Origin of the sequence: Roseateles saccharophilus (assembly GCF_031458095.1) — a bacterium.
Lineage (GTDB): Bacteria > Pseudomonadota > Gammaproteobacteria > Burkholderiales > Burkholderiaceae_C > Pelomonas > Pelomonas saccharophila_A.
Window position 1 is genome coordinate 2,611,320 of sequence record NZ_JAVDXU010000001.1, and the last position, 23,888, is coordinate 2,635,207.

The following is a 23,888-nucleotide window of genomic DNA, read 5'->3' on the forward strand; positions in this document are numbered from 1 at the left end:
CCATGACCTGGAGGTATTGCGCGTCGCCGAGCGGGAACTTGGCCGGCAGCGCGGCCACCCGCCTGATCAGCATGGGGTTGGGCCCGCCCACCCGCATATAGGCAAAGGTTTCATCGTCGTGCAGCAGCTGCGCGATGGCGGGCTTGTCGAGGGTGACGAACAGCGCGTCGTATTGCGCCACCGTCCTGGGCTGGGGGCTCAAGGCGCCCTGGTTGAGCAGTCCATAGTGGATCTGCTTGAGCTGCGTGGCGATGTCGCTCACGGTGGCCGTGAGATTGCTGAGCAGCGACAGCACGGCCGCGGGCAGGCCCAGCAAGCCGGCATTGGCGGCGGCCAGGCTGTCGAAGCTGGCCTGGGCCTGCGCGAGCCGGCTGCGCAGGCCATCCAGCGTCTGCAGGTTGCTCGACGCCAGCGCACTGGGCGCGGACGACGCCGCGAAATTGGTGACCGCCTCGACCGCGAGCGCCGCGGTCTTGAACTGATGTTCGAGCGTGGGCAGCTCCGCTGCCGGCACGACGGCCGCCATCGGCACGCCGGCGAGGTTGAGGTGCGATTCGGTCCACTGATACAGGACCTGCTGCCCGGCGAGCTGCAGCCGCCGCGCCGCCGCGCTGATCAGGTCGGCCTTCTGCGGCAGGGTCGGCCGGGGGACCGGCAGCGCCGCCAACGCCGGCGATGGGCGGCCACCGATCAGGCCCAAACCACCCGCCGAAGCGGACCATTTGACGATGTCTCTGCGTTTCATGGTTTTTCTTCCGTCGGCCGGCAAACCATAAAGCCTAGCCAAGGAATCGGCCGCACACAGTGCGCGTGCCTCATTTCGTGCAACTGCGCGTGACCGTCGATTTACGTTGGAGCGGGCCCCGCAGGCCTACACTCCAGCGCACATCAGCTCTGAACCCTCCGCCATGGACAGCCGAGAGAGCAGCCGGTTTACGGCTCCTCTGGCCCAACGCGTGGCAGAGGACGCCGCCCCCCACCAGATTGCCGACGCGATCGGCGCGATGTGGACGGACATCCAGTTCGCCCTGCAGCCTGTGCTCGGGCAGCGCGGCGTTGCAGCCCTGTTCCGGCGCACGCTGCATCTGACGGCCACGCGCCACCCCTGCCTGGCGCCGCTCAAGACAGGCAATACCACCGCGGCGATCGAACTGGGCGAACTGATCCGGCTCATCGCCGCACAGCAGCCGGCCATCGCCATGGAGGCGGGCAGCGCGCTGTTCATGAACTTCCGCGAGCTGCTGACAACCTTGATCGGCGCTCCGTTGACCGAGCGGCTGCTGAAAGCCGCCTGGTCGACTCCTTCGAGCGCTCCGCTGGCGCAGGACCCCAAGCCATGACATCCAAAGTGACGATCAACAGCCTGGCGACCGGCGTCCCGGGGCTGGATGACTTGCTGGGCGGGGGCCTGCCGGAGTTCTCGTTCAATCTCATCGCCGGCCAGCCCGGCTGCGGCAAGACGACGCTGGCGCACCAGATCATGTTCGCGCTGGCCACCGAGGACAGGCCGGCGCTGTACTTCACCGTGCTGGGCGAGCCGCCGCTGAAGATGCTGCGCTACCAGCAGCAGTTCGCCTTCTTCGATCCCGCCGCCATCAACCGCAGCGTGCGCTTCGTCAACCTCTGCGAAGAGGCGATGGCCGGCAACCTGGACCAGGTGCTGGCGCGCATCACCGAAGAAGTCGCGGCGCACGAACCGGCCCTCGTCTTCGTCGATTCCTTCCGTTCCGTCGTGCTGGCCACCGATGCCAGCGGCCACGCGCACAACCACCTGCAGCGCTTCATGCAGCAGCTCGGCATGCTGATGACGAGCTGGCAGGCCACCACCTTCCTGATCGGCGAGTACTTCACCGACACCGACGCCAACCCGGTGTTCACCGTGGCGGACGGGTTGATCTGGATGCGCCAGAGCGTGCAGCGCAACGCCATGGTGCGCAAGATGGAGATCATGAAGATGCGCGGCCAGCCTTCGCTGCCCGGCCTGCACTCGTTTCGCATCAGCGGCGACGGCGTGCAGGTCTTCGTGCCGGCACCGGCCGCGCCGCGCCTCGCAGCGGATGTCGGCACCGTCCAACGCGCCTCCATGGGCGTGCCCGGGCTGGACGAGATGATGGACGGTGGCCTGCCGCGCGGCTACTCGCTGTTGCTCGCCGGCCCGTCCGGATCGGGCAAGAGCATCCTGGCCGCGGCCTTCCTGGACGCCGGCGTGCGCAACGGCGAGACCGGCGTCATCGCGGCCTTCGAGCGGCGTCCCCATCGCCTGCACAACAAGGCGCTGGCGCAGTACATCGAGGATGGCCGCATCGGCCTGGTCGAAAGCCACGCCACCGACATCTCCATCGAGGAGGTCATGCAGATGCTCGCCACCGAGATCCGCCGGCGGGGTGCCAGCCGCGTCGTCATCGACTCGCTGTCGGGTTTCGAGCTGGCGCTGGGGCCCTCGTTCAAGGAGGACTTCCGCGAATCGCTGCTGCGCCTGGTGACGTCGCTGACCGGCCTCGGGGTGACGGTGCTGATGACGTCGGAGCTGGAGGACCGCTACACCGACCTGCGCTTCAGCCCCTATGGCACGGCCTTCATGACCGACGCCATCATCGTGCAGCGCTATATCGAGGTCGAAAGCCGGCTGCGGCGCGTGCTGGCCGTCGTCAAAGTGCGCGACAGCGGCCATTCGGACCAGCTGCGCGAATACAGCATCGGCGACGCCGGCATCGAGATCGGCACGATGCTTGCTGAGCAAGAGGGCCTGCTGGGCGGTCGTCCAGCGACCCGGCCCCGCGGCGTCGCTGCCGGCGAGGCCTAGCCACCGCACTGCCGCTCGGCAGCGCGACTCCTGGGGGCGTCGGCATGGTCAGAGTTCCCGACAGCGCGGACACATTGCGTGCGGAGCTTGCCGCATTGCAGGCGCAGACGTCGGACGCGCGGGCGGAACTCGCTCGCGTCCGGGCCGACCTTGCCCAGGCCCAGGCGCAACTGGACGCAGACGCGATGCAGCGCCTGCTGGAGGCCAATGAGCAGCTGGTGATAGACGCCCTGCGCTCGCGCGACATGGCCGAGTCCACGGCGCTGCTGATGGCCGAGCTGTCGCGCAACAGCGAACTCGACTCGCTGACCCAGCTGCCCAACCGCCTGTTGCTGGTGGACCGCTTCTCGCAGGGGCTGACGCACGCCAGGCGCCATGACGGGCGGCTGGCGCTGCTCTTCCTGGATCTGGACGGTTTCAAGGAGATCAACGACAAGCTGGGCCACCGGGTCGGCGACGAGGTGCTGCGCGCGGTCAGCCTGTGCCTGGTGAGCTGCGTGCGTCAGATCGACACGGTCTGCCGCCTGGGCGGCGACGAGTTCGTCGTGCTGTTGCCGGAGATTGCCGATGCCACCGACCCCGGTCTGGTGGCGCAGAAATTGATGGAAGCTCTGGAAGCGCTGACGCATGAGGGCCGCCTTCCGATCCGCGTGTCCGCGAGCATCGGCATCAGCGTGTATCCCGATGACGCGCAGGACATCGAGGCGCTGGTCGACTGCGCGGACCAGGCGATGTATCGCAGCAAACGGGCCGGTGGCCGCCGCTACAGCTTCTTCGCGACACGCGACGCGGGGCCTGGCCAGCCTTGACCGCGCTTGCCGATCATCGGTAATCGCAGACAGCGGCGCGACGAAATCGGTCTCCGTTACCGGGTGCTACCCGGCGCGTGCGTGCCATGACGGGCGGCTTCTCATTGCTTGGGCGTTTTCCAGGCCCGGTACACCGTCTTTACATGCCATGGCGTTGAAGCGGGCCTTAGGCTTGCCTTTTCAGCTCACCGGAGCTTCCGGCATACAAGGGTCTGAAATGAACCGCAATCCGTCGCAAGGCCAGAGCCAGCCGCCACCGTCCGATGAAGGCAGAGCCCCGTCGCAGGGCCAGCAGGGATCCGGCGAAAGCAGCACCATCCCAACGACACCTCCCGAAGGTGGCGAAGGCCGATCGCAGGATCGTGGCGACAGCAACCGCTCGCCGCGACAGCAGCAGCAGGCGCCTGGCCGACCGCCACAACGGCAGCAAGGCGGCAGCCAATGGAACCGCTCGATCAATGAGGATCCGGATGACGAGGGCGACACCAGGCCGAACACCAGCGTCGACGACAACTCCGCGAGCCGCAATTGAGAGCGCCAGGGAAACTCGTGTCAGCAGCCAGCCGCAGATCCAGAGCGCCGGCCGATGCCATCCAGCTCCTGACCGCCGATCACAAGGAGGTCAGGACGCTGTTCAAGGCCTACAGCCAGCTCATCCATGCCGAGGGCGGAGACGACGAGAAACAGATGCTGGCGCTGGAGATCTGCACCCAGTTGACCGTGCATGCCACGATCGAGGAAGAGTTCTTCTATGCCGCCGCGCGCCAGATGCTGGCCGGTGACGAAGACCTCGTCGACGTGGCCGACGTCAAGCATGCCTGCGCCAAGGAGCTGATCATGCAGATCGTGCGGTCGGCGCCGGCCGACCCGCTCTACGACGCCAGGCTGAGGGTGTTGAGCGAACACGTCGATCATCACGTCAAGGAAGAGGAAGACGAGCTGTTCCCCAAGCTGCGCAGCAGCGGTCTCGACGTCCACGCGCTCGGCCAGGCGATGGCCGCGCGCAGGGACGATCTGCTGGCAGAGATGGCCGGCGCCGAATAGGGCGCCGGGAGGGCTTCAGCCTGCGCCGCCCACCTGCGCCGCGTGGCCGTCACCGTAGCTGCGCGGCAGCAGGATCCGAAACACCGTCCCGACGCCGATCTCTGATTCGAGTTCGGTGGTGGCGTTCAACAGGTCGCACAGGCGCTTGACGATGGACAACCCGATGCCCTCGCCGACCTGCTGACCCACCGGGCGCGAATCCTTGGGTGATGGATAGTTTTCCGTGAGGTCCACGCTCATGTGCGTCACCACGCCTGTGGCATGGTCGGTTGCCACTTGCCGGGCCTGGTCGGTGGCCTCCTCGATCGCACCGGCCAGTTCCGACCCCGGACCCGCATGGAAGCCCGGCCCCGTGTCCCGGACCTCGAAGAACCAGCGATCGAGATCGCTGGATGCGCCATCTCCACAGCTGACCGTCACGCCACCCGTGCGGGTGTACTTGATCGCATTGATGATCAGGTTCTGCGCGATGCGCCTCGTCTTGACGGCGTCCCCCTCGACGGCAAGGGTTGGCGGACCGTCGAAGCGGAGGTAGAGGCCACGCTCCTGCGCATGGGGTTGCAGGTCCTCACACAACGCAGCGAGCAACGCGACGGCATCGATGCTCTGCATCTGCAAGTGCTCCAGCCCGCCCTGCAGACGCGCCAGGCTCGTCACGTCATTCAGCAAATGGCTCAGCGAGCCGACGTTGCGGTCCAGCAGGCGCAGAAATCTCCCGCGCATGAGCTCGGAGGCCTGCGGTGAGGCCAGGCCTGCTGTCGCCGTGGCCACGACCCCGAGGTTGCCGCGCAGGTCGTGTGCCGCTTCCTGCCACAAGCGCGCCCGCTCCAACTCCAGCTCGCGCAAGGATTGCAGGGCCTGCTCCAGATCACGGATATGGCTGCTCGCCTCGATCTGCTGCAGCTGGAAATACTGTGACACGCTGGCACTGATGGCCTCCCCACACTGCTGCGCCCAGATCCTGCGCGCGTCAGCCATGGCCGGCGGGCTGAAGCCAGGATTCTCGACCGCGTAGGCCTCCAGCTCCACCACGACGCATTCGTTCAAGCGCCCGAGTTCGCGGGTCACTTCGGCCAGATCGAAACCCTGCTGCCAGCGATGCAGGCCATGGGCCGCCGCATCCCCCTGGGTGCGCTGCGGCGCCTCGGCGGCGGTGCTTGCTCCACTGGCGAGCTTGCGCTCGAAGTCGACGAGCAGCGCCGGGATATGGTCATGCAGCTGTGCGCGGGGCAATGCAGCGCCGGTGGTGAGCGACGGGTCGGCCGTCACCGCGGTGCGCCATGCCTGCAGGATGACGCCACGCCTGCGCTTCAGGTATGCGCTCAGTGCCAAATGCTCGACGGCCTGCATCGGCGCATCCTTGTTCAGGGAGATCAGGGGGTCGATTCTGGGCTCAAAACCAGTTCACGCCAAAGCCCGGGTTTGCGATGGTCGCGTGCGCGACCGCACCGACGCACGCGCAATGCCTGGTCACGATAACCCCGTATCCCAGGAGTCTGAATGTTCAACAGCGCCAGCCGCGTCACCGCAGCCCATGTGAGGGCCGTGGATGGCGACATCGGCCCGGTCGAGGACCTGCTGTTCGACGACCGCAACTGGGTCATCCGCTACCTCGTCGTGGACGCCGGCACCTGGCTGGCCGAGCGCGACGTGCTGATCTCGCCCTATTCCATCAAGCAACCCGTGGGTCACGACGGCGTGATCGACGTTGCGTTGACGCGCCGGCTCATACGCAGCAGCCCGCCCCTGGACATCGAACGACCGGTCTCGCGCCAGCAGGAGCTGGCATTCGAACGCCACTATCACTACCCGGCCTACTGGGACGGCGGCGGGCGCTGGGCGCTGGGCGCCATGCCCTATCCGTCCATCGCGCCGCGGCCACAGGCCGATCGCGAGCAGGCCAGCATCTATCCGGCAGACATGCAGTTGCGCAGCGCCGAGCAGGTTTTCGGCTTCGAGATACAGGCCTCGGACCTCGGCATCGGCCAGGTGCAGGACTTTGTCTTCGACGACGAGAGCTGGCAGGTCCGCTATCTGGTGGTGGACACCCGCAGCTGGTGGCCGGCCGGGCGCGAGGTGCTGATCGCCCTGCCCTGGGTGGACCGCATCGACTGGGCCGGGCAGCAGATCCATGTGTCGCTGACGCGCGAGCAGGTCAGGTGCAGCCCGGCCTACCAGGACGTCGCCTGCATCCATCGCGACTACGAGATCCAGCTGCATGCGAACTATCAACGCCCGGGCTATTGGGCCTGAGCCTTCAGCGCCATCGAAAGGAATGACCATGACCGCACGCGAGACCTATATCGAGAACATCAAGCTCGAGCTCGATGGGCTGAACGAGCAGCTCAGCTCCTTCGAAACCAAGGTGACCCATGCCAGGCGGGACGCGCGCGAGCGCTACACGGCCGAGCTGGCCCGGCTGCGCGAGCATTCACGGGACGCGCTGGTGAAGTGGGAGGCCTTGCAAACATCCGGCGAGGCCTCATGGCATCAGTGGGTGTCCGAGATGGACCGCACGCGCGATGTCTTCATCCACGCCTTTCACGATTTCAAGGCGCGTCTTTGAGGCGGGCGCCTGCAGGGCACGCAGGGCGCAGCGTGATGTCGTTGCTGACACCGACCAGGCCCGGGAGATAGCGCATGCACTCGGCGGCATCCCGGCGCTGGTAGTTCCACAGCACCTCGCCCGACAAGGTCAACCAGCCGGCCGCGGCGCTGGCCCTGACCCCGCTTGGGAAGAGCTCACAGTTCCAGGTCAGCGCACTCTGGGCCAGATGGGTGAGTTCCGAGTCGCTGAGCGCGGGCGAGGCGGGGTGCCGGCGTGAAAGGACGTTCATGGTGAGCCTCGGCTGCAAATGGAAGTGCGCTCAGACTGCGCGCCCGGGCCGCACGCGTCTGTGCGGCAGCACACCGCGCACGCGACGCGGCTGTGCGCTGCCGCACCGTCAAGAACCGGGCGGGCGGACGCTGATCCAGCTCAAGCGCTGAACCGGTAGCGCAGCTTGTTCAGGCGGCCATGCCAATAGGTGCGGCGCCCGTCCAGCAGCAGCCAGGCCCTCTCGCCGGCCAGCGGTACGCGCATGCCGTCGCGTAGGGCCCAGTCCTTCCAGCGCCCCTCCCAGCGCGTCATCACCAGGGCCTTGCCCACGCTGCGCCCGCGCGCCTCGGACCGCACGGCCTCCACCAGGCCTGCGTCGCCGAAGCTGAAGCGCAGCGTGACCGATACCGGGCCATCCGTCAGCGTGGCATCGGCACGCCGCGCGTCCACCGCGCCCCAGCGCACGCCCTGGCTGGGCAGCAGCGCCGTGGGATACCAGGGCGCCTCGGCCAGGAAATGCATCAGCTCCGCGCGCGCCAGTTCGCCCTCGTCTTGCGGGTGGCCCTTGTCGATGAACCCGAGCAGCATCGCGTGCAACAGGCCCTTGCCGGCCAGATAGCCGTCGTGCAGGCGCACGCTAAGCCCTGCGAATCCCTGCGCGCGGGCATTCCACAGGAAGCCCGGTCCGCGCGTCGCCACATGCTGCTCCGCCGTGAAGGGCCGCGAGCGCCCGCTGCCGGACGCCAGCCTGAGGAAGCCGCTCTGCGTCAGCTGCACGCCGCTCACCAGCGGCTGGCCGGCGGTCAGCGCAGCGCGCAGATAGCGCTGCACGGGCGCCGGCAGGCCGTCCAGTTCGGCGGGGTCGAAATGCGTCACGCCTGCCGGCCCGGGTTCGGCGCCGAGCTTGGCCGCCAAAGCGCCGGACCGCGCGCACCAAAGCCGACGGCCTCGCGCACGCAGCAGGGTGATCGCGGCCGCCAGGGTCGCCACGAGAAGCACAGCGGCGAGCAACCAGAGCATGCGGGTGGCCGGTTTCGTCAAGTGAAGGGTCGCACAGGCTCGCCGACCTGCAGCCCGGCGTCTGTGCGCTGGCGAACGCAGGCACCGCACAGACCGCGATGGGCTTGCGGTGCTGCATCGGCAAAGGCCCCTCTACGAAAGCTCTCATGACCTCCGCCACGACCACCGCCACCGCCTCCGTCATCCCGAGCCTGGCGCCCCTCAGACCGAGCCCGCCTGCGCCGCTGGAGAACCTGATGGACACGTTGCACAGGACCGGGCATTTCAAGTACCTGATCGCGGCCATCAAGGCCAGCGGCCTGAGCAGCCCTTTCAACGCATCGGGGCCCTACACCGTGTTCGCCCCCAACGACACCGCGTTCGGCAAGCTCGCCAAGGAAGCGCTGGTCGAGCTGTTCAAGCCCGAAAGCAAGGCGCGGCTGACCGCCATCCTGCGCCTGCACCTGGTGCCCCGGCGCGTGATGACGGTCTTGTCCACGCCGATGAAGTCGCTGCAAGGCGAGGACCTCGTCGTGACCTCGGCCCGGGGCCTGAGAGTGAACGAGGCCGCCATCGTCGAGCGCGATCTCGAGGCCTCCAACGGCGTGATCCACGTGATCGATACGGTGCTGATGCCTGCCGCAGACTGAATCCCGCAGCTGTCGCCGAAGTCAACGCGCCGTTGCCGCGATGGCGCCATCCGGCGCGAACTTCATGCCCAGGCGGTAGCTCGCACTGTCCTGCGCATAGCAGACACAGGCGGCGCTCTCCAGGCCGGCACGGTCGGAGATGGTGATCCAGCCTCGGTGGTAGTGGATCAGCCCGGCCGCCTGCAGGCGGCCGGCCGCCACGGTGACGCCGACGCGGCGCGCGCCCAGCAACTGGGCCATGCCTTCCTGCGTGGCCGCGAAACCCTCGCCCCGGGACCGGTCCTGCCCCATCAGCAACCAGCGCGCCAGCCGCGCCTGCAGCGCATGGCGGTGCAGGCAGGCCGCAGCCGTGGCCGATTGCCGCAATTGCACCTGCAGATAGCACATCAGCAGCCGCCGCAGACCCGGGCTGGCCGGCAGCTCGTGACGCAGGACCGCGGCGGGCATGCCCCAGGCGTGCCCTTCCTGCTGCACGAGCACGGTGACCGGGCTGGCAGCCACGCCCAGCAGCAATTGGGCACCCAGCACGCCCTCGCTGCCCACCATGCCCACCTGCAGCCAGGAATGGGCGCTCAGCGGGGTGACGAGGGACATGCAGCCCTGCACCGGGAACAGCAGCGACTGCGCCGGCATGTCCTGCACAGCGAGCTGCTGGCCGCCGCGCAGAGGCACCTGGATGCCCTGCTTCAACAGTCGTTTCTGCTCGGCGGCGGGCAGGTGGTCGAGCAGCTGGTTGGTGGCCATGCGCCAGTCTGGGCTCGGGCCGCCCGCGGCGCTGTGCGCCAACGCACGCTGGCTAGGGGATAGGCAGCGGCCGGTTCAGCAAGCGGTCATATTCATCCTTGACGACGCCATAGCACTCACAGCTTCGCTTCTCCAGGCCCGGGCGGTCGATCACGGTGATGCGCCCGCGGGCATATTCGATCAGGCCGAGCTTCTGCAGCTTCAGTGCCGCCTCGGTGACACCCTCGCGGCGCACGCCCAGCATGTTGGCGATCAGCTCCTGCGTCATCACCAGCTCGTCACCGGCGATGCGGTCCAGGCTCAACAACAGCCAGCGGCAGAGCTGCTGCTCCAGCAGATGGTGACGGTTGCAGACGGCCGTTTGCGCCATCTGCGTCAGCAGCGCCTGGGTGTAGCGCAGCAGCAGGTGCATGCCCACGCCATAGCGGTTGAACTCGGCCTTGATGGTCGCGGCGCTGAGCCGGAAACATCCACCCGCACTCTGCACGACGGCGCGGCTGGGCGTGGTTTCACCCCCCATGAAGAGCGAAACGCCAACCACGCCTTCATAGCCCACCACCGCGATCTCGGCCGAGCCGCCGTCCTCCAGCACGTAGAGCAGCGACACGATGGCCGTCGTCGGGAAATACACATGGCTCTGCGGCCGGCCGGACTCGTACAGCACCTGGCCAAGCTGCAGCGGCGCGCACTCCAGCTGGCCCGACCAGCGCGCCCACTCTTCTTGGGGCAGCGCCGCCAGCAGGCGATTGCTGCGCGGCGACAGAGCATCAGGCGGTGCAGGCATCGATCCCTTGTACTGGTCACGGAAACCACCAACTCTAGCCACAGTGCAGGCGTGCGCGTGTTCGGTAGCGCACATAAGGGAATCAAGATTCAAGCACGCTCATGGGGTGAGCGCCGACGAGGGCCGTCCCGACGGCGGGACTGGCTGAAGGGCATGTGCCGGACCCCAAGAAAAAGGGACGGCAGTGCCGTCCCCGTCCGACGAGAGCGTTGCGATCAGCGATAGACGTGCTGGCCGTTGGCGCTCGTCCACTGCTGCTGGAAGTGGTTGGCGTCCTCCTCCGTCTTGGCGCGCACGCCCATCAGGATGCCACCCTTCTTGATCCCTTCCTCATAGTGCTTGACGCGCTCTTCCGGCATGTTCCATCCGATCAGCGCGCCCAGGAGGCCGCCGCTGGCGGCTCCGGCGCCAGCGCCGGCAACCGCCGCGGCGAGCGGACCCGCGATCACCAGGCCCAGGCCAGGGATCGCGACACTGGTGCCGACCGCGACGACCGCTGCGGCAATGGCGCCCAGCGTGCCGCCAATGGCGCCGCCGATGCCGGCGCCCTCGGCGGCCTTGTTGCCCAGTTCCGTCTCGGCACCGGCCGACGCGAAGTGGTGGTCACGCGTTTCATCGGACATGATGACATCGACGTCGTCATTGCCGTAACCGCGCTCGCTGGCGGAGTTGTAGGCGGCTTCGGCGCTCGCGCGATCGGGAAACAGGCCCGTCACGAGGCGGTTGTCATTACTGGTGGTCATGGAATCTCCTGGATATCGATCAGCGTTCGGCAGCTCAATGACGATCCGCGCGGGCGGGACGGTTGGCGTTGCCGGCGGTGTTGTTGGCGGTCATGGTGGTGCCATCGGCGGCCGGCGTGTTGGTTGCGGTGGACCGCGTGTCAGGCCTGGCTTCACGGGCTTGGTCGGCGACAGTCGGCCCGGTGCGAACCACGGTAGCGACGTCAGAGCGCTGTACAGCCTTGTCGTTGGCGGCCCTCGCAGTTTCCGGGGTCACGGCGACGGCTGCCGGTTGTGACGCCGGCGCCATCGGCGCAGTCTGGGAGTAAGCCGCTGCGCACAGAGCAGCAAGGGCAAAGCTGGCTGCAAATCGAGAGGTGGTGTTCATGGCGTTTCTATGAGGGGAGACGATGCATGGGCGAATTGCCAAGGCGGCTGTAGGCCGGTCACCGAACGCCACTGCTCAGGGACCCATGCATCCTGAGGCGTGCCCCGTCCGCGAAACGTGAGGCTTCACGAGGTCCCCGTGTAGGAGGTGTCGGCTGCACTGAATCCAGATGGCAGCCGATCGGCGCTATCTCACCCCATGCTGAACCGTCGGGTTCCCGTCGCGCTCAACCTCGGACTTTCGGCGCAGGCGCCGCATCGACCCGTTGGCCATTGACATAGACCACGCCGTCACGCGCCTCGATGAGCATGTCGCCCCACTCGCTGCACCACACATAGCGCAACACGCCTTCGGTCGCGAGGTCCAGGTCGGTTTGCGGGGAGCGGTCCTGGCGAAGCAGGATCTGGGGCAACAGCGGGGCGTTCATGGCGCAGGTTCGGATCAGGGTCTCAGGATACGTCGCGGGCCAGATGGAGCTTGTGTCGATTGCTCAGCAGTGCTTGGGGCGGCTTTGGCGGAGATTCAAGCCGGAGTGACGTGTTCGGCGTGGCGGCAGAGCCAGGAGACATAGGAGATCTTGCCTTTGGGCCGGCTGTAACGCTGCTTCCTGAACGTCAGGCGCACCCGGCCCGCCCACGCGGCGTCGATCTCGACGCACATTTCGTCGTCGAGCGCACAGGCCGGGTCCGGCAGGGATTTGCTGGCCTGCGCGATGTACTGGCCGGGCACTCCGGCCAGGATGCCGATATCAGCGCAGCCGGATCGCGGCGCCGCCTTGGTGTCGAGGTCTTCAGTCATGACCTCATGCTGCCTTGGCGCACGCTCACCAGATGAGCCAGCCGCGGCAGAGCCAGGAGACAGACAGTGCGGCTCATCCCCCCGAATCTGCAGTCTGTCGCGCCCCGCTAGGTCCGCCCCGGGTCAGGAGATATGGTGTGCTACATCAGCAACACACCTCGGAGCTCCCATGACTCCCACCTGGACAGACCAGGCGCCGATCTACCAGCAGCTGGCCGACCGCCTGGCCGTGCAACTGCTCGATGGCAGCCCCCCGGAAGGCGAGGCCCTGCCCTCGGTGCGCGCACTCGCCAGCCAGTACGTCATCAACCCGCTGACCGTCACGCGAGCCCTGCAGGCGCTCAGCGACCACGGCCTGATCGAATCGCGCCGCGGCCTGGGCATGTATGTGATGGCCGGGGCCCGCGAGCGGCTGCTGCGTCATGAGCGCGAACAATTCCTGCAAAAGGACTGGCCCGCCCTGCGCGCCAAGCTCAAGCGGCTGGGGCTGACCGCCAAGGATCTGAACTGGGAGTCGACATGATGAACCTCATCGAAGCCAAGAACATCACGCTGCGCTACGGCAAGAAGACCGCGCTCAACGATGTCTCCGTCGCCGTGCCCAAGGGCCGCGTCGTCGGCCTGCTGGGCCACAACGGCGCCGGCAAGACCTCGCTGATGAAGGCCCTGGTCGGCCTGCTGCCCGTGCAGGGCGAGCTGAATGTGCTGGGCCTGGAGCCCACCAGGAACCGCCAGCAGCTGCTGACCGAGCTGAGCTACATCCCCGACGTGGCCGTGCTGCCGCGCTGGGCCCGGGTGCATGAGCTGATCACGCTGATGAGCCGGCTGCAGCCCAAGTTCTCCGCCGAGCGCGCCCGCGCCCTGCTCAAGCGCACCAGCGTCAGCGAGACGGACAAGATCAAGAGCCTGTCCAAGGGCATGGTGGCCCAGACCCACTTGGCGCTGATCGCCGCCATCGACGCCAAGCTGATGATCCTGGACGAGCCGACGCTGGGCCTGGACGTCGTGTCGCGCAAGAGCTTCTACGAGATGCTGATCGACGAGTGGTGCGACGGCGAGCGCAGCGTGCTGATCTCGACCCACCAGGTCGAGGAGGTCGAGGCCCTGCTGTCCGACGTCATCATGCTGGACGAAGGCCGCGTGGCCCTGTCCATCAGCCTGGAGGACATCGACCGCCGCTTCGTGGCCCTGAACCACGACCCGGCCGCTGCCGATGCCATGGCCGCCGCCCATCCGCTGCTGCGCTACCGCGAGCAGGGCCGCACGACCGCGCTGTTCGACGGTGCGCCGCCCGAGCACATCACCAGCCTGGGCCAGCGCGTGCGCCCCAGCCTGGTGGACCTCTTCATGGCACTGACCCGCAACCCGGCGCTGAATGGCAAGCAAGCCTGAAGGACACATGATGAACAACCACATCCCCACCCTGCTGCTGCGTGAATGGATGCAACACAAGCGCGGCTGGCTGATCGCCGCCTTCGCGCCGCCCATCCTCTTCCTGGCCATGCTGCCCTTCGGCCAGGTCAAGGGCCTGCCGACGGAATATGCCGAGCAGATCGCACTGGCCATCCTGATGATCAGCACCTGCGCCGTCTTCGGCATCTGCCTGCTGGTTGCCCTCTTCCAGCTGCCGGGTCTGGCACGACGCGATGCCCAGGACCGCTCCATCGAGTTCTGGCTGTCCCTGCCGGGCCGGCCCAGTGAGAGCGTGGCCGCCACGGTGCTGGCTCACGCCTGGCTGGCGCCGCTGGGCGGCGCCGTCGTCGGCATCCTTTTCGGCCTGCCGATCGCGGCCAGCGTGCTGGCCGCCAAGGGCGGCCTCGACCTGGCCACCTCGGTGCACTGGGGGAATGTGATCGCCGGCGCAGCGCCGCTGCTGCTGCGCGGACTCGTCGGGACGGTGCCGATGCTGCTGTGGCTGGCGCCGGTCATCTTCACGCTGATGGCGGCTTCGGCCTGGCTCAAGCGCCTGGGCGTGCCCGTCGTGCTGGTGGGCGGCGGCGTGGCGGTGGCGGTGATGCACAAGGCCTATGACATCGACTGGCCGCTGCGCGCCCTTGCCAGCCTGAGCGAGCACATCAACCGCTCCCTGTTCAACGATCCCGAGACGCTGGCCCATACGCTGAAGACGGCCTACACGCAGGCTGCCGACGTCGACCTGTGGTCCCTGGCGATCCAGGATCTGGGCCAGACGCTGGCCGGGCTGGCGTCGCTGGAATTCCTGGGCTGGACCGCCGTGGCCGCCGCAGGCTTCGCCCTGGTGGTGATGAAGCGCTCACGCGGCGGCTGACGACGCCGCGCAAAAGCAAACCGGGGCCATTGGGCCCCGGCTTTTCATGGGCGCAAGCGCTGCGTCGTCAGGCCGGTGCCAGGCCCTCGCCCGCGGACGGGCTGACGATGCGGGCAGCCATTTCCTTGCGGAAGCGGTTGAGTTCCTGCACGGTCGCGAAGCTGCGGTCCATCAGCAGGCTCATGTTGTGCAGGATGCGCTCGACGACCTTGTTCTCCCACACGCTGTCGAACTGGATCTGCGTGTCCAGCCAGCGCTCCAGCCACTCGGGATCGGGCAGGCGGCTCTGGATGGTGTCGCGGGGGAAGAGCTTGGCGTTGACGTGCAGATTGGTGGGGTGCAGGGCCTGGGCCGTGCGGCGGGCGCTGGCCATCAGCACACCGACCTTGGCGAAAGCCGCGCGCGCCTCGTCGCCAAACTTGGCCATGGCGCGCTTCATGTAGCGCAGATAGGCGCCGCCATGGCGGGCCTCGTCGCGCGACAGGGTCTCGTAGATGGCCTTGATGACGGGCTCGTTGTGCCACTCGGAAGCACGGCGGTACCAGTGGTTGAGGCGGATCTCGCCGCAGAAATGCATCATCAGCGTCTCGAGCGCCGGGGCGGGGTCGAAGTCGAAGCGCACCTCGTGCAGCTCGGCCTCGGTGGGCACGAGGTCGGGGCGGAAGCGCTTGAGGTATTCGATCAGCACCAGGCTGTGCTTCTGCTCCTCGAAGAACCAGACCGACATGAAGGCCGAGAAATCGCTGTCTTCGCGGTTGTCACGCAGGAACATCTCGGTGGCGGGCAGGGCCGACCACTCGGTGATGGCGTTCATCTTGATGGTCTGGGCCTGTTCGTCGCTCAGCTTCGTGGCGTCGAACTTGTCCCACGGGATGTCGCGGTCCATGTTCCAACGCACGGCTTCGAGTTGCTTGAACAGTTCGGGGTAAAGCATGGGAATTCCTCGTCTAGACGCGGGATTCTAAAAGTTCGCGCCAACGTGTCATTTCTGGAGCGATGGCGGCGAGTCCGTCGAGGCAGCGGATGCCCTCAGGCACTCCCGGCAAACGGAGTGCCCGGCTGCTGCCGCCGGCCCAGATTTCGATGGCCGGCGGGAGCTGTTCGCGCAGGGCGACCAGCCCTTCCAGCACGGCGCGCTGAGGCAATTGCCCGCTGAAGCTCAGCGCGACGACGTCGGCCTGGCAGGCCTGGGCGGCGGCCGGCAATTGGGCCAGGGGCGTCTGCGCGCCCAGCGACAGGCAGAGGGCACCTTCCAGGCTCAGCAGGGCCTCGGCCATCAGCAGGCCCAGTGCATGGCTTTCACCGGGCAGGGTGGTCAGCAGCACCTTGGGGCTGCGGCCCGGCGCCGGCGGCAGCGCCTGGATGGCCTGGCGCAGCACCAGTTGCAAGGACTCGCTGTAGATGTGCTCCTCGAAGACCTGCAGCGCCCCGCCCATCCACAACTCGCCAATGCGCGTCGTCAGCGGTGCCAAGACCTCGGCAATGCCATGGGCCAAGCCGCGCCGCATCAGCACCTGAGACAGGACGCGGCGCAAGCCGTCGACGTCATGGCCTTGCAGCAGGGCGATGCAGGCAGCGATCTCGGCGGCTTCCAGCGTGGCGCCATTGCCCGACAGGGCTGCGGTGGGCTGCAGCAACGCCGACAGCTCCTGCACCGAGGCGGCAACGACACGGCCCGGCCGATGACCGGCATCCAGCAAGCGTTTCACGAGGCGCAGGCGCTGCACCTGCTCCGGCGGGTAGAGGCGCTCGCCGCAGGCGTCGCGCGCGGGCGATGGAAAGCCATAGCGGCGCTCCCAGACGCGCAGCGTCTCCTTGCTGATGCCGGTGTCGCGCTCCACGGCGGCGATGCCGATGCCGCCGATGAGGTCAGTCAATTCATCCATGGCGTGACGGCGGCCGCCTTGGACAAAGCTGCGTCAAGGCGCAAGCGCCGGGCCTGAAATGAGCTGAGGGCCGCATCTGCACAAGACAAAACATTGACAGGCCTGGAAATTCTGCCAGCCACTGCCTAGGCTTTCGCAACTGTTTGCAATCCCGGCCAGGGGGTGAAGCGGAGACCGGAACAAGGAATGCTGGCGACAACAATCGTCACAGGAACCCGGTACAGACCCTTGGAATTCCGCGCCCCGCACCCACTTCTCAAGCTACACACACGGTGAAAACCCGAGCCTCGCTCGATATCGCACTGTCACCTCAACCAGGAATTTAGGTCGTGCAACCTCTCTGAGTTCAGAGCAGCAATCTCGCAAGCCGTTCTCCTCCTCCTCCCTCCCTCCCTCGTTGGCTTCGAGGCGTTGCAGCGACCGCTTTTATGACCAAGGCCCGCGTCCTCACGACGCGGGCCTTTTTCATGACCGGTCCAGAGGGACTACTTCAGCCATCCCTTGCGGCGGAAGTAGATGAAGGGAGCGGCAACCGACAGCAGCATCAGCACCAGCGCGAAGGGATAGCCCCAGGGCGCCTCCAGCTCGGGCATGTTCTTGAAGTTCATGCCGTAGATGGACGCGATCAGCGTCGGCGGCAGCAGGGCGACGCTGGCCACCGAGAAGATCTTGATGATCTTGTTCTGGTTGATGTTGATGAAGCCGACGGTGGCGTCCATCAGGAAGTTGATCTTGTCGAACAGGAAGGCCGTGTGCGAGTCGAGCGAGTCGATGTCGCGCAGGATCTGGCGCGACTCCTCGAACTGCTCGGCGTTCAGCATGCGGCTGCGCATCATGAAACTGACGGCGCGGCGCGTGTCCATGACGTTGCGGCGGATGCGGCCGTTCAAGTCTTCCTCGCGGGCGATGGCCGACAGCACTTCGCCGGCCTCGGCGTCGGTCACGTCGCTCTTCAGCACGCGGGCGCTGACGGCCTCGAGCTTGTCGTAGATGCCTTCCAGCACGTCGGCCGAGTATTCGGCGTCGGCGTCGTAGAGCTTGAGCAGCACGTCCTTGGCATCCTCGATCAGGGCCGGGATGCGCCGCGCGCGCAGGCGCAGCAGGCGGAACACCGGCAGGTCCTCGTTGTGGATGGAGAACAGCACGTTGTTGAAGAGGATGAAGGCCACGCGCACATTGCGCGCCGGCTTGCCATCCGGGCCCTCGTCGCCTTCGATGAGGAAGTCGGAGCGGATGTGCAGCTCGCCGTTGTCTTCCTCATAGAAGCGCGCCGATTCCTCCAGGTCCTCGTCGACGATGTCCTCGGGGATGGTCAGGCCGAAGCGGTCGCGGATCCAGCCCTTTTCCTCGGCGCTCGGGCTCTCCAGGTCCACCCAGACCGGACGCGACTGGGCCAGGTCCTCGGCGGTTTCGATTTCTTCCTGGAACAGGCCGCCCTTGAGGCGCCCATTGTCCAGCGTGAACACATTCAGCATGCATCGTCTCCTGGCAGCGCTGGCCAGACTGGCATCAGGGACGACGGCTGGCGCCGTCCGGGGTGGCGGGATTCAGTCAACCGTCTCACTCCGGGCGGGCGCGGCCTTGCAAAACGGCCGGGCGGGAGTGGACGGTCACCGAGGGTGATCGCTGTCCAAGAAGCTCTCCGTAGGGGGAATAGCCGAGGATTATTGCACCCGTGCAAGGCGTGAAAGAAGCCGCGAAAACGAGGCCCTTCAGCCGACAAACGGTCACCGTCATCCCCTTGTCACGCCGCGGCTTCGCGAGCAAACTGGACTCGTCGATTTCCCCACTCCCACCCACCTCCGCTACCCGAAAGACCCCTCCTCCCTCCTCCCCCTTTCGTCTCAGTTTTCTGGTTTGTTTTCCGTCCCATCCCTCTGAAAGGAGGCTTTATGAATCTGACGATCAGTGGCCATCATCTCGAAGTCACCCCGGCTCTGCGCGAGTACGTGCTAACCAAGCTGGACCGTGTGACCCGCCACTTCGACCAGGTTGTTGATATCAACGTCCTGTTGACCGTAGAGAAGCAAAAGGAGAAGGAACGCCGCCAGCGCGCCGAAGTCACGCTGCACGTGAAGGGCCGCGACATCTTTGTCGAGCAGTCCCACGAAGACCTGTACGCCGCCATTGATCAACTGATGGACAAGCTGGATCGCCAGGTCTGCCGCCACAAGGACAAGGTGCAGGATCACCACCACGCCTCGGCCAAGCGCCTCGAGGTGCCCGCACGCTGAAGCACCTGGCTCATCTCACGGCGGCCTTCGGGCCGCTTTTGTTTTTGCCATGTGCAATCCGTGGCAGTCAGCGGCAATCGGTTGTTGCTGCAGTGCCGCAAAAACCCGCATTCATGGGTGTGCAGAGGCGTTTTCCACGGGTCTAGGGTCTGCCGCCCACCCCAAAACCGCCCGGGGTTCCATAATCTGGTGCTCTGATTGACCCACACGCCCGGTAGCGGCCGCGCTCAAGAAGCGCCCCCGACGCTTGGCCTCAACCCATGAACCGTCTCGCCGCCATCCTGCCCGCCGACAACGTGTTGGTGAATGTGGATGCGTCTAGCAAGAAGCGCGCCTTTGAACACGCAGGTCTGCTGTTCGAAAACCATCATCAGATGGGCCGCGCCCTGGTCACCGACAACCTGTTTGCCCGCGAGCGCCTGGGCTCGACCGGCCTGGGTCATGGCGTCGCCATCCCGCATGGCCGCGTCAAAGGCCTGAAGAACCCGCTGGCCGCCGTGCTGCGCCTGGCCCAGCCCATCGGCTTCGATGCACCGGACGACGAGCCCGTCGGCCTGCTGATCTTCCTGCTGGTGCCGGAAGCCGCCACCCAGCGGCATCTGGAAATCCTGTCCGAGATTGCCGAGATGCTGTCCGACCGCGAACTGCGCGAGCAGCTCAAGGCCGAACCGGACGCCGCCACCCTGCACAAGCTGATCGCGGCCTGGGAGCCGCTGAAGTCCGTCGCTTGAGCCGCCAATCGCCGCTTCGCGTTTACCCTGAGACGACTTGAAACCCACCTCGATCAGCGCCGAGCGGCTGTTTGAAGAGCACCGCGAAGCCCTGCGCTGGGAGTGGATCGCCGGCCACGCCCATCCCGAGCGCCGCTTCGACGAAGCCGCCGTGCGCGACGCCCAGAGCGCGGCCGACCTGGTCGGCTACCTGAACTACATCCACCCCTACCGGGTGCAGATCGTCGGCCGCCGCGAGGTGGCCTATCTGAGCCAGGAAGGCACTGAGGTCCAGGATCGGCGCATCTCGCGCATCGTCACACTGGAGCCGCCGGTCATCATCGTGGCCGACGACACCGTGCCGCCGCCGCGCCTGGTCGCCATGTGCGACCGCGCCGAGATCCCGCTGTTCCGCACCAACGAGTCCGCCGGCCATGTCATCGACCTGGTGCGTGGGTATCTGTCCCAGCTGTTCGCCAACCGCACTACCCGCCACGGCGTCTTCATGGACATCCTGGGCCTGGGCGTGCTGCTGACCGGCGAATCGGGCCTGGGCAAGAGCGAACTCGGCCTGGAGCTGATCTCGCGCGGCCACGGCCTGGTGGCCGACGACGCCGTCGACTTCTTCCGCATCGCCCAGACCGCCATCGAGGGCCGCTGCCCCGAGCTGCTGCTGAATCTGCTCGAAGTGCGGGGCATCGGCCTGCTGGACATCAAGTCCATCTTTGGCGAGACCGCCGTGCGCCGCAAGATGCGCTTGAAGCTCATCGTGCATCTGGTGCGCAAGGAGACGATGGAGCGCGACTTCGAGCGCCTGCCCTACGAGCCCCTGTACGAGGACGTGCTGGGCATGCCGGTGCGCAAGGTCGTCATTGCGGTGGATGCCGGCCGCAACCTCGCCGTGCTGGTGGAAGCCGCCGTGCGCAACACCATCCTGCAGCTGCGCGGTATCGACACCTACAAGGAATTCGTCGAGCGCCACCAGCGCGCCATCGACAACGGCTCGCTGGATTGAAGCCCCTCGCCCAGCCTCGCGTCGCTGAACGCGAGCGCGTCTGGTCGGTCCCCCGAGGGGACGACGATGCTTGCGGCATCAAGCTGCAAGCACATCGCCCAAGGCGGGCCGGCTAGGGAGCGGCCCGGCGCTCGGCCCGCGGGAGCTGTCGTCAGCTCTTGTTGGGGCAGTCTGTCTTGGTGCAGGTGGCATAGAGCGCCAGCGAGTGCTCCTGCAACTGGAAGCCGCGCTGGCTCGCAATGGCGTGCTGGCGCTCCTCGATGCCGGGATCGAAGAACTCCTCGACCTTGCCGCAGTTCAGGCAGACGAGGTGGTCGTGGTGATGCCCCTCGTTGAGCTCGTAGACGGCCTTGCCGGTCTCGAAATGGTTGCGACTCAACAGGCCCGCCTGTTCGAACTGCTGCAGCACCCGGTAGACCGTCGCCAGGCCGATGTCGGCGCCTTCGCCGAGCAAAGCCTTGTAAACATCTTCGGCGGTCATGTGTCGCTGCTGCGCGCGCTGGAAGATCTCCAGGATCTTGATGCGCGGCAGCGTCGCCTTGAGGCCGCTGTTCTTGATGTCGCTGGTCTGGTTCTTGGGGGAGGTGCTGGGCATGGCGGGCAGGCAGGGAGGCCGGAAAGGGCCCCGCTAGAATCCGCCCGATCATAGCCAGCCGAGCTTTCGGCCGGCGCTTCCCGTCCCCTTGCCGCCCTCCAGCCAGCCGCCCGATGCGTCCCCTGCTTGCCTCTCTCCCGCTGCTTGCGCTGCTCGGCGGCTGCTCCTATCTCCCCACCTGGGATTCCCTGCCCACTGTCACCGGTGAAAAGGTGCTGGGCTTCGTGACGCCCTACCGCGTCGAAGTCGTGCAAGGCAATGTGCTGACCAAGGAGATGGTCGCCCGCGTCAAGCCTGGCATGCCCAAGGCCCAGGTGCGCGACCTGCTCGGCTCGCCGCTGCTGACCGACGTCTTCCACGAGTCGCGCTGGGACTATGTCTTCACCATCCGCCGCCAGGGTACGGCCTACCAGCAGCGCCTCGTCGTCGCCACCTTCGACGGCGACAAGCTGAAAGAGCTGACGGTACCGGACGACCTGCCGGCCGAGAACGACTTCGTCGCCGCCATCAACACCTTCAAGCCCGACCGCAAGCAACCCAAGCTGGAGCTGAGCGAGGCCGAGCGTGGCGCCCTGCCGCCGCCCAAGAAAAGCGCCGAGGCCGCCCCGACGGCCGCCGCCGAAGGCCCGGCGCCGGGCCGCACCTATCCGCCGCTGGACGCCAAGACGGGGACCGGCTCGTGATCAAGGTCGCCGTCATGGGCGCCTCCGGGCGCATGGGCAAGATGCTCATCGAAGCGGTCGAGGCCGCTGACGACTGCACCCTGCACGTCACGCTGGACAAGGGCGACGACGTCCGCGCGGGCCTGGCCGGCGCCGACGTCATGATCGACTTCACCCGCCCCGAGGCGACGCTGGCCCATCTGGCCGTCTGCGCCGACCTGGGCGTCAAGGCCGTCGTCGGCACCACCGGCTTCGAGGAAGCCCAGAAGGCCGAAATCGCCAGGTTCGCCGAGCGCACGGCCATCGTCTTCGCGCCCAATATGAGCGTCGGCGTCAATGTCGTGCTCAAGCTGCTGGACATGGCCGCCCGCGCGCTGAACGAGGGCTATGACATCGAGATCGTCGAGGCCCACCACCGCATGAAGGTGGATGCGCCCAGCGGCACCGCCCTGCAGATGGGCCAGGTCGTCGCCCAGGCCGTCGGCCGCGATCTCAAGGAATGCGCCGTCTATGGCCGCGAAGGCGTGACCGGCGCGCGTGACCCGTCCACCATCGGTTTCGCCACCGTGCGCGGTGGCGACATCATCGGCGACCACACCGTGCTGTTCGCCGGCATCGGCGAGCGCATCGAGGTCAGCCACAAGGCGACCAACCGCACCATCTACGCCCAGGGCAGCCTGCGTTGCGCGCGCTTCCTGGCGGGCGGCAAGAAGAAAGCCGGCCTGTTCGGCATGAACGACGTGCTGGGTTTCGCCTGAGATGGGCGGCTTCGCGGACTTCTGGGCCCAAAGCGACCTGGTCGGCCGCGCGGTGGCACTGCTGTTGCTGGCCATGTCGGTCAGCGCCTGGGCGCTGATCCTGTGGAAGACCTGGTTGCTGCGCCGCGCCCGCCGCGGCTTGGTGCGCGCCGTGCCGGCCTTCTGGAGCGCCGCCGGCGTGCCCGAGGGCCGCAACGCCCTGCAGAGCTTCGACGCCGAAGGCCTGCTGCTGCCGCTGCTGGACGCCGCCACGGCCGAAACCCGCGGTGCGACGCTGGACGCCTCGGCCAAGCGCGACTCCCGCCTGACCCGCCGCCTGCGCGACGCCCTGCACGCCGTGCTGGCCAAGCTGCAGTTCGGCCAGGTGCTGCTGGCCTCGATTGGCGCGACGGCCCCCTTCGTGGGCTTGTTCGGCACCGTCTGGGGCATTTACCACGCGCTGGCCAGCATCTCGGCGGCCGGCAACATCACCATTGAGAAGATCTCCGGCCCGGTCGGCGAGGCGCTGATCATGACGGCCGCCGGCCTCGCGGTCGCCATCCCCGCCGTGCTGGCCTACAACGTCTTCGGCAAGATGGTGGCGGCCTGCGAGGCCGATCTGGAAGGTTTCGCGCACGATCTGCGCGAGTTGCTGGACCACGACTGATGGCGTTCGGCCGCCTCGAAAAGCCCGAGGGCTCGCGGCCCATGAGCGACATCAACATGACGCCGCTGATCGACGTCATGCTGGTGCTGTTGGTCATCTTCATGATCACCGCACCGCTGATGACGGCCTCGCTGCGCCTGGACCTGCCCAAGACGGATGCCGCGACGCCCAGCGACGCTCCCAGCTTCATCGCCGTGGCCATCACGCCGGACGGCAAGCTGCACCTGGGCGAGCAGGAACTGGCGCCCGAAGCCTTCCAGAAACGCATTTCGGAACTCGGCCGCGCCAACGCGCAGATGGAAGTGCAACTGCGCGCCGACCGCAGCGTGCCCTACGGCCAGGTGGCCGAGCTGATCGGCTGGGTGCAGGCCGCCGGGCTCAATCGCATCGCCTTCGTCGCGCAGGCGGCCGCTTCGGCGCCTTGACCGAAAGGGCGTCACAAGAAATCGACGGGCCGCCCCTAGATTTCTTACCCCCCTCGGGGGGCCTGGCGCGCAGCGACAGGTTCGGGGGCACTGCGACCCGGCACCTACAAT

31 protein-coding genes are annotated in these 23,888 nt (G+C 67.0%); 18 read left to right on the forward strand and 13 right to left on the reverse strand.

Annotation, left to right across the window (positions count from 1 at the left end; all coding sequences use genetic code 11):
* The first annotated feature begins 908 nt into the window (after positions 1–908).
* The 5 genes from J2X20_RS11940 (at position 909) to J2X20_RS11960 (ending at position 4,656) form a co-directional block, all read left to right on the forward strand.
* Complete coding sequence (locus J2X20_RS11940; RefSeq protein WP_310264789.1) at positions 909–1,340, forward strand: hypothetical protein; 432 nt, start codon at positions 909–911, stop codon at positions 1,338–1,340.
* Positions 1,337–2,803, forward strand: coding sequence for an ATPase domain-containing protein (locus J2X20_RS11945; protein WP_310264790.1), 1,467 nt, complete (start codon positions 1,337–1,339; stop codon positions 2,801–2,803). The genes J2X20_RS11940 and J2X20_RS11945 overlap by 4 nt, the downstream gene beginning before the upstream one ends.
* 185 nt (positions 2,804–2,988) lie before the next feature.
* Complete coding sequence (locus J2X20_RS11950) at positions 2,989–3,612, forward strand: diguanylate cyclase domain-containing protein (RefSeq protein WP_310264791.1); 624 nt, start codon at positions 2,989–2,991, stop codon at positions 3,610–3,612.
* A gap of 217 nt (positions 3,613–3,829) precedes the next feature.
* Positions 3,830–4,144, forward strand: a complete 315-nt coding sequence (locus J2X20_RS11955; RefSeq protein ID WP_310264792.1) for a hypothetical protein — start codon at positions 3,830–3,832, stop codon at positions 4,142–4,144.
* A gap of 17 nt (positions 4,145–4,161) precedes the next feature.
* Positions 4,162–4,656 carry a hemerythrin domain-containing protein gene (locus tag J2X20_RS11960; RefSeq protein ID WP_310264794.1) on the forward strand — a complete coding sequence of 165 codons (495 nt, stop codon included), beginning with the start codon at positions 4,162–4,164 and terminating at the stop codon, positions 4,654–4,656.
* 15 nt (positions 4,657–4,671) lie between these two features.
* Here the strand turns inward: J2X20_RS11960 and J2X20_RS11965 are convergent, their stop codons facing one another.
* Entirely contained in the window at positions 4,672–6,006 is a 1,335-nt protein-coding gene (locus tag J2X20_RS11965) for a sensor histidine kinase (RefSeq protein WP_310264795.1), read from the reverse strand.
* A gap of 150 nt (positions 6,007–6,156) precedes the next feature.
* On the opposite strand from J2X20_RS11965, the gene J2X20_RS11970 reads away from it, so the two are divergent.
* Positions 6,157–6,909 carry a PRC-barrel domain-containing protein gene (locus tag J2X20_RS11970; protein ID WP_310264797.1) on the forward strand — a complete coding sequence of 251 codons (753 nt, stop codon included), beginning with the start codon at positions 6,157–6,159 and terminating at the stop codon, positions 6,907–6,909.
* Between the two features lie 28 nt (positions 6,910–6,937).
* Complete coding sequence (locus tag J2X20_RS11975; protein WP_310264799.1) at positions 6,938–7,222, forward strand: sll1863 family stress response protein; 285 nt, start codon at positions 6,938–6,940, stop codon at positions 7,220–7,222.
* On the opposite strand, the gene J2X20_RS11980 is transcribed toward J2X20_RS11975, so the two are convergent.
* Together J2X20_RS11980 and J2X20_RS11985 are read right to left on the reverse strand one after the other, a co-directional pair.
* On the reverse strand, positions 7,206–7,493 hold the full coding sequence (locus J2X20_RS11980; RefSeq protein ID WP_310264800.1) for a BON domain-containing protein: 288 nt from the start codon (positions 7,491–7,493) through the stop codon (positions 7,206–7,208). The two genes, J2X20_RS11975 and J2X20_RS11980, sit on opposite strands and share 17 nt — an antisense overlap.
* Before the next feature lie 140 nt (positions 7,494–7,633).
* Positions 7,634–8,494: a DUF6920 family protein gene (locus J2X20_RS11985; protein WP_310264803.1), complete on the reverse strand. Its 861-nt coding sequence runs from the start codon at positions 8,492–8,494 to the stop codon at positions 7,634–7,636.
* A gap of 146 nt (positions 8,495–8,640) precedes the next feature.
* Here J2X20_RS11985 and J2X20_RS11990 point away from each other — a divergent pair, with 146 nt between their 5' ends.
* Entirely contained in the window at positions 8,641–9,123 is a 483-nt protein-coding gene (locus J2X20_RS11990) for a fasciclin domain-containing protein (protein ID WP_310264804.1), read from the forward strand.
* A 21-nt stretch (positions 9,124–9,144) separates the two neighbouring features.
* Here J2X20_RS11990 and J2X20_RS11995 read toward each other — a convergent pair whose 3' ends face one another.
* The 6 genes from J2X20_RS11995 to J2X20_RS12020 form a co-directional block, all read right to left on the reverse strand.
* Positions 9,145–9,867 carry a Crp/Fnr family transcriptional regulator gene (locus J2X20_RS11995; protein WP_310264806.1) on the reverse strand — a complete coding sequence of 241 codons (723 nt, stop codon included), beginning with the start codon at positions 9,865–9,867 and terminating at the stop codon, positions 9,145–9,147.
* Positions 9,868–9,919: 52 nt separating this feature from the next.
* Entirely contained in the window at positions 9,920–10,651 is a 732-nt protein-coding gene (locus J2X20_RS12000; protein WP_310264810.1) for a Crp/Fnr family transcriptional regulator, read from the reverse strand.
* A gap of 215 nt (positions 10,652–10,866) precedes the next feature.
* Positions 10,867–11,394 carry a hypothetical protein gene (locus J2X20_RS12005; protein WP_310264812.1) on the reverse strand — a complete coding sequence of 176 codons (528 nt, stop codon included), beginning with the start codon at positions 11,392–11,394 and terminating at the stop codon, positions 10,867–10,869.
* Between the two features lie 34 nt (positions 11,395–11,428).
* Entirely contained in the window at positions 11,429–11,761 is a 333-nt protein-coding gene (locus J2X20_RS12010) for a hypothetical protein (RefSeq protein WP_310264814.1), read from the reverse strand.
* 226 nt (positions 11,762–11,987) lie between these two features.
* Positions 11,988–12,188, reverse strand: coding sequence for a hypothetical protein (locus J2X20_RS12015; protein ID WP_310264817.1), 201 nt, complete (start codon positions 12,186–12,188; stop codon positions 11,988–11,990).
* Between the two features lie 95 nt (positions 12,189–12,283).
* The gene (locus J2X20_RS12020) at positions 12,284–12,559 is read right to left on the reverse strand and encodes a hypothetical protein (RefSeq protein ID WP_310264819.1); all 276 of its coding nucleotides are present in this window, start codon (positions 12,557–12,559) and stop codon (positions 12,284–12,286) included.
* A gap of 169 nt (positions 12,560–12,728) precedes the next feature.
* Between J2X20_RS12020 and J2X20_RS12025 the strand changes: the two genes are divergently transcribed.
* From J2X20_RS12025 to J2X20_RS12035, 3 genes are read left to right on the forward strand one after another with little or no spacing between them, the layout of a single operon-like run.
* Entirely contained in the window at positions 12,729–13,082 is a 354-nt protein-coding gene (locus J2X20_RS12025; RefSeq protein WP_310264822.1) for a GntR family transcriptional regulator, read from the forward strand.
* Positions 13,082–13,951, forward strand: coding sequence for an ABC transporter ATP-binding protein (locus tag J2X20_RS12030; protein WP_310264824.1), 870 nt, complete (start codon positions 13,082–13,084; stop codon positions 13,949–13,951). Before J2X20_RS12025 ends, J2X20_RS12030 begins: the two co-directional genes overlap by 1 nt.
* Positions 13,952–13,961: 10 nt before the next feature.
* Positions 13,962–14,846, forward strand: a complete 885-nt coding sequence (locus J2X20_RS12035) for a hypothetical protein (protein ID WP_310264826.1) — start codon at positions 13,962–13,964, stop codon at positions 14,844–14,846.
* Between the two features lie 67 nt (positions 14,847–14,913).
* Here the strand turns inward: J2X20_RS12035 and J2X20_RS12040 are convergent, their stop codons facing one another.
* The 3 genes from J2X20_RS12040 to corA form a co-directional block, all read right to left on the reverse strand.
* Positions 14,914–15,780 carry a ferritin family protein gene (locus J2X20_RS12040; protein ID WP_310264828.1) on the reverse strand — a complete coding sequence of 289 codons (867 nt, stop codon included), beginning with the start codon at positions 15,778–15,780 and terminating at the stop codon, positions 14,914–14,916.
* 13 nt (positions 15,781–15,793) lie between these two features.
* Complete coding sequence (locus tag J2X20_RS12045) at positions 15,794–16,732, reverse strand: MerR family transcriptional regulator (RefSeq protein ID WP_310264830.1); 939 nt, start codon at positions 16,730–16,732, stop codon at positions 15,794–15,796.
* A gap of 485 nt (positions 16,733–17,217) precedes the next feature.
* Positions 17,218–18,207: a magnesium/cobalt transporter CorA gene (gene corA, locus J2X20_RS12050; protein WP_310264832.1), complete on the reverse strand. Its 990-nt coding sequence runs from the start codon at positions 18,205–18,207 to the stop codon at positions 17,218–17,220.
* 417 nt (positions 18,208–18,624) lie between these two features.
* Here corA and hpf point away from each other — a divergent pair, with 417 nt between their 5' ends.
* The 3 genes from hpf (at position 18,625) to hprK (ending at position 20,691) form a co-directional block, all read left to right on the forward strand.
* On the forward strand, positions 18,625–18,966 hold the full coding sequence (gene hpf / locus J2X20_RS12055; protein WP_056200061.1) for a ribosome hibernation-promoting factor, HPF/YfiA family: 342 nt from the start codon (positions 18,625–18,627) through the stop codon (positions 18,964–18,966).
* A 260-nt stretch (positions 18,967–19,226) separates the two neighbouring features.
* Positions 19,227–19,697, forward strand: a complete 471-nt coding sequence (locus J2X20_RS12060; protein ID WP_056200063.1) for a PTS sugar transporter subunit IIA — start codon at positions 19,227–19,229, stop codon at positions 19,695–19,697.
* 37 nt (positions 19,698–19,734) lie between these two features.
* A complete protein-coding gene (hprK, locus tag J2X20_RS12065) occupies positions 19,735–20,691 on the forward strand; it encodes an HPr(Ser) kinase/phosphatase (RefSeq protein WP_310264839.1) in 957 nt (318 codons plus the stop codon).
* Positions 20,692–20,842: 151 nt separating this feature from the next.
* Here the strand turns inward: hprK and fur are convergent, their stop codons facing one another.
* On the reverse strand, positions 20,843–21,286 hold the full coding sequence (fur, locus tag J2X20_RS12070) for a ferric iron uptake transcriptional regulator (RefSeq protein WP_310264842.1): 444 nt from the start codon (positions 21,284–21,286) through the stop codon (positions 20,843–20,845).
* Positions 21,287–21,399: 113 nt separating this feature from the next.
* Here fur and J2X20_RS12075 point away from each other — a divergent pair, with 113 nt between their 5' ends.
* Genes J2X20_RS12075 through J2X20_RS12090 form a run of 4 tightly spaced genes read left to right on the forward strand, consistent with a single transcriptional unit; the run spans position 21,400 to position 23,777 of the window.
* Complete coding sequence (locus J2X20_RS12075) at positions 21,400–21,969, forward strand: outer membrane protein assembly factor BamE (RefSeq protein ID WP_310264844.1); 570 nt, start codon at positions 21,400–21,402, stop codon at positions 21,967–21,969.
* Positions 21,966–22,706 (forward strand): 4-hydroxy-tetrahydrodipicolinate reductase, encoded by a 741-nt coding sequence (gene dapB, locus J2X20_RS12080; RefSeq protein WP_310264846.1) that lies wholly within the window; start codon positions 21,966–21,968, stop codon positions 22,704–22,706. The genes J2X20_RS12075 and dapB overlap by 4 nt, the downstream gene beginning before the upstream one ends.
* Before the next feature lies 1 nt (position 22,707).
* Complete coding sequence (locus J2X20_RS12085) at positions 22,708–23,352, forward strand: MotA/TolQ/ExbB proton channel family protein (RefSeq protein ID WP_310264848.1); 645 nt, start codon at positions 22,708–22,710, stop codon at positions 23,350–23,352.
* Positions 23,352–23,777, forward strand: a complete 426-nt coding sequence (locus J2X20_RS12090; RefSeq protein ID WP_310264851.1) for an ExbD/TolR family protein — start codon at positions 23,352–23,354, stop codon at positions 23,775–23,777. Before J2X20_RS12085 ends, J2X20_RS12090 begins: the two co-directional genes overlap by 1 nt.
* The last annotated feature ends 111 nt before the right edge of the window (positions 23,778–23,888 follow it).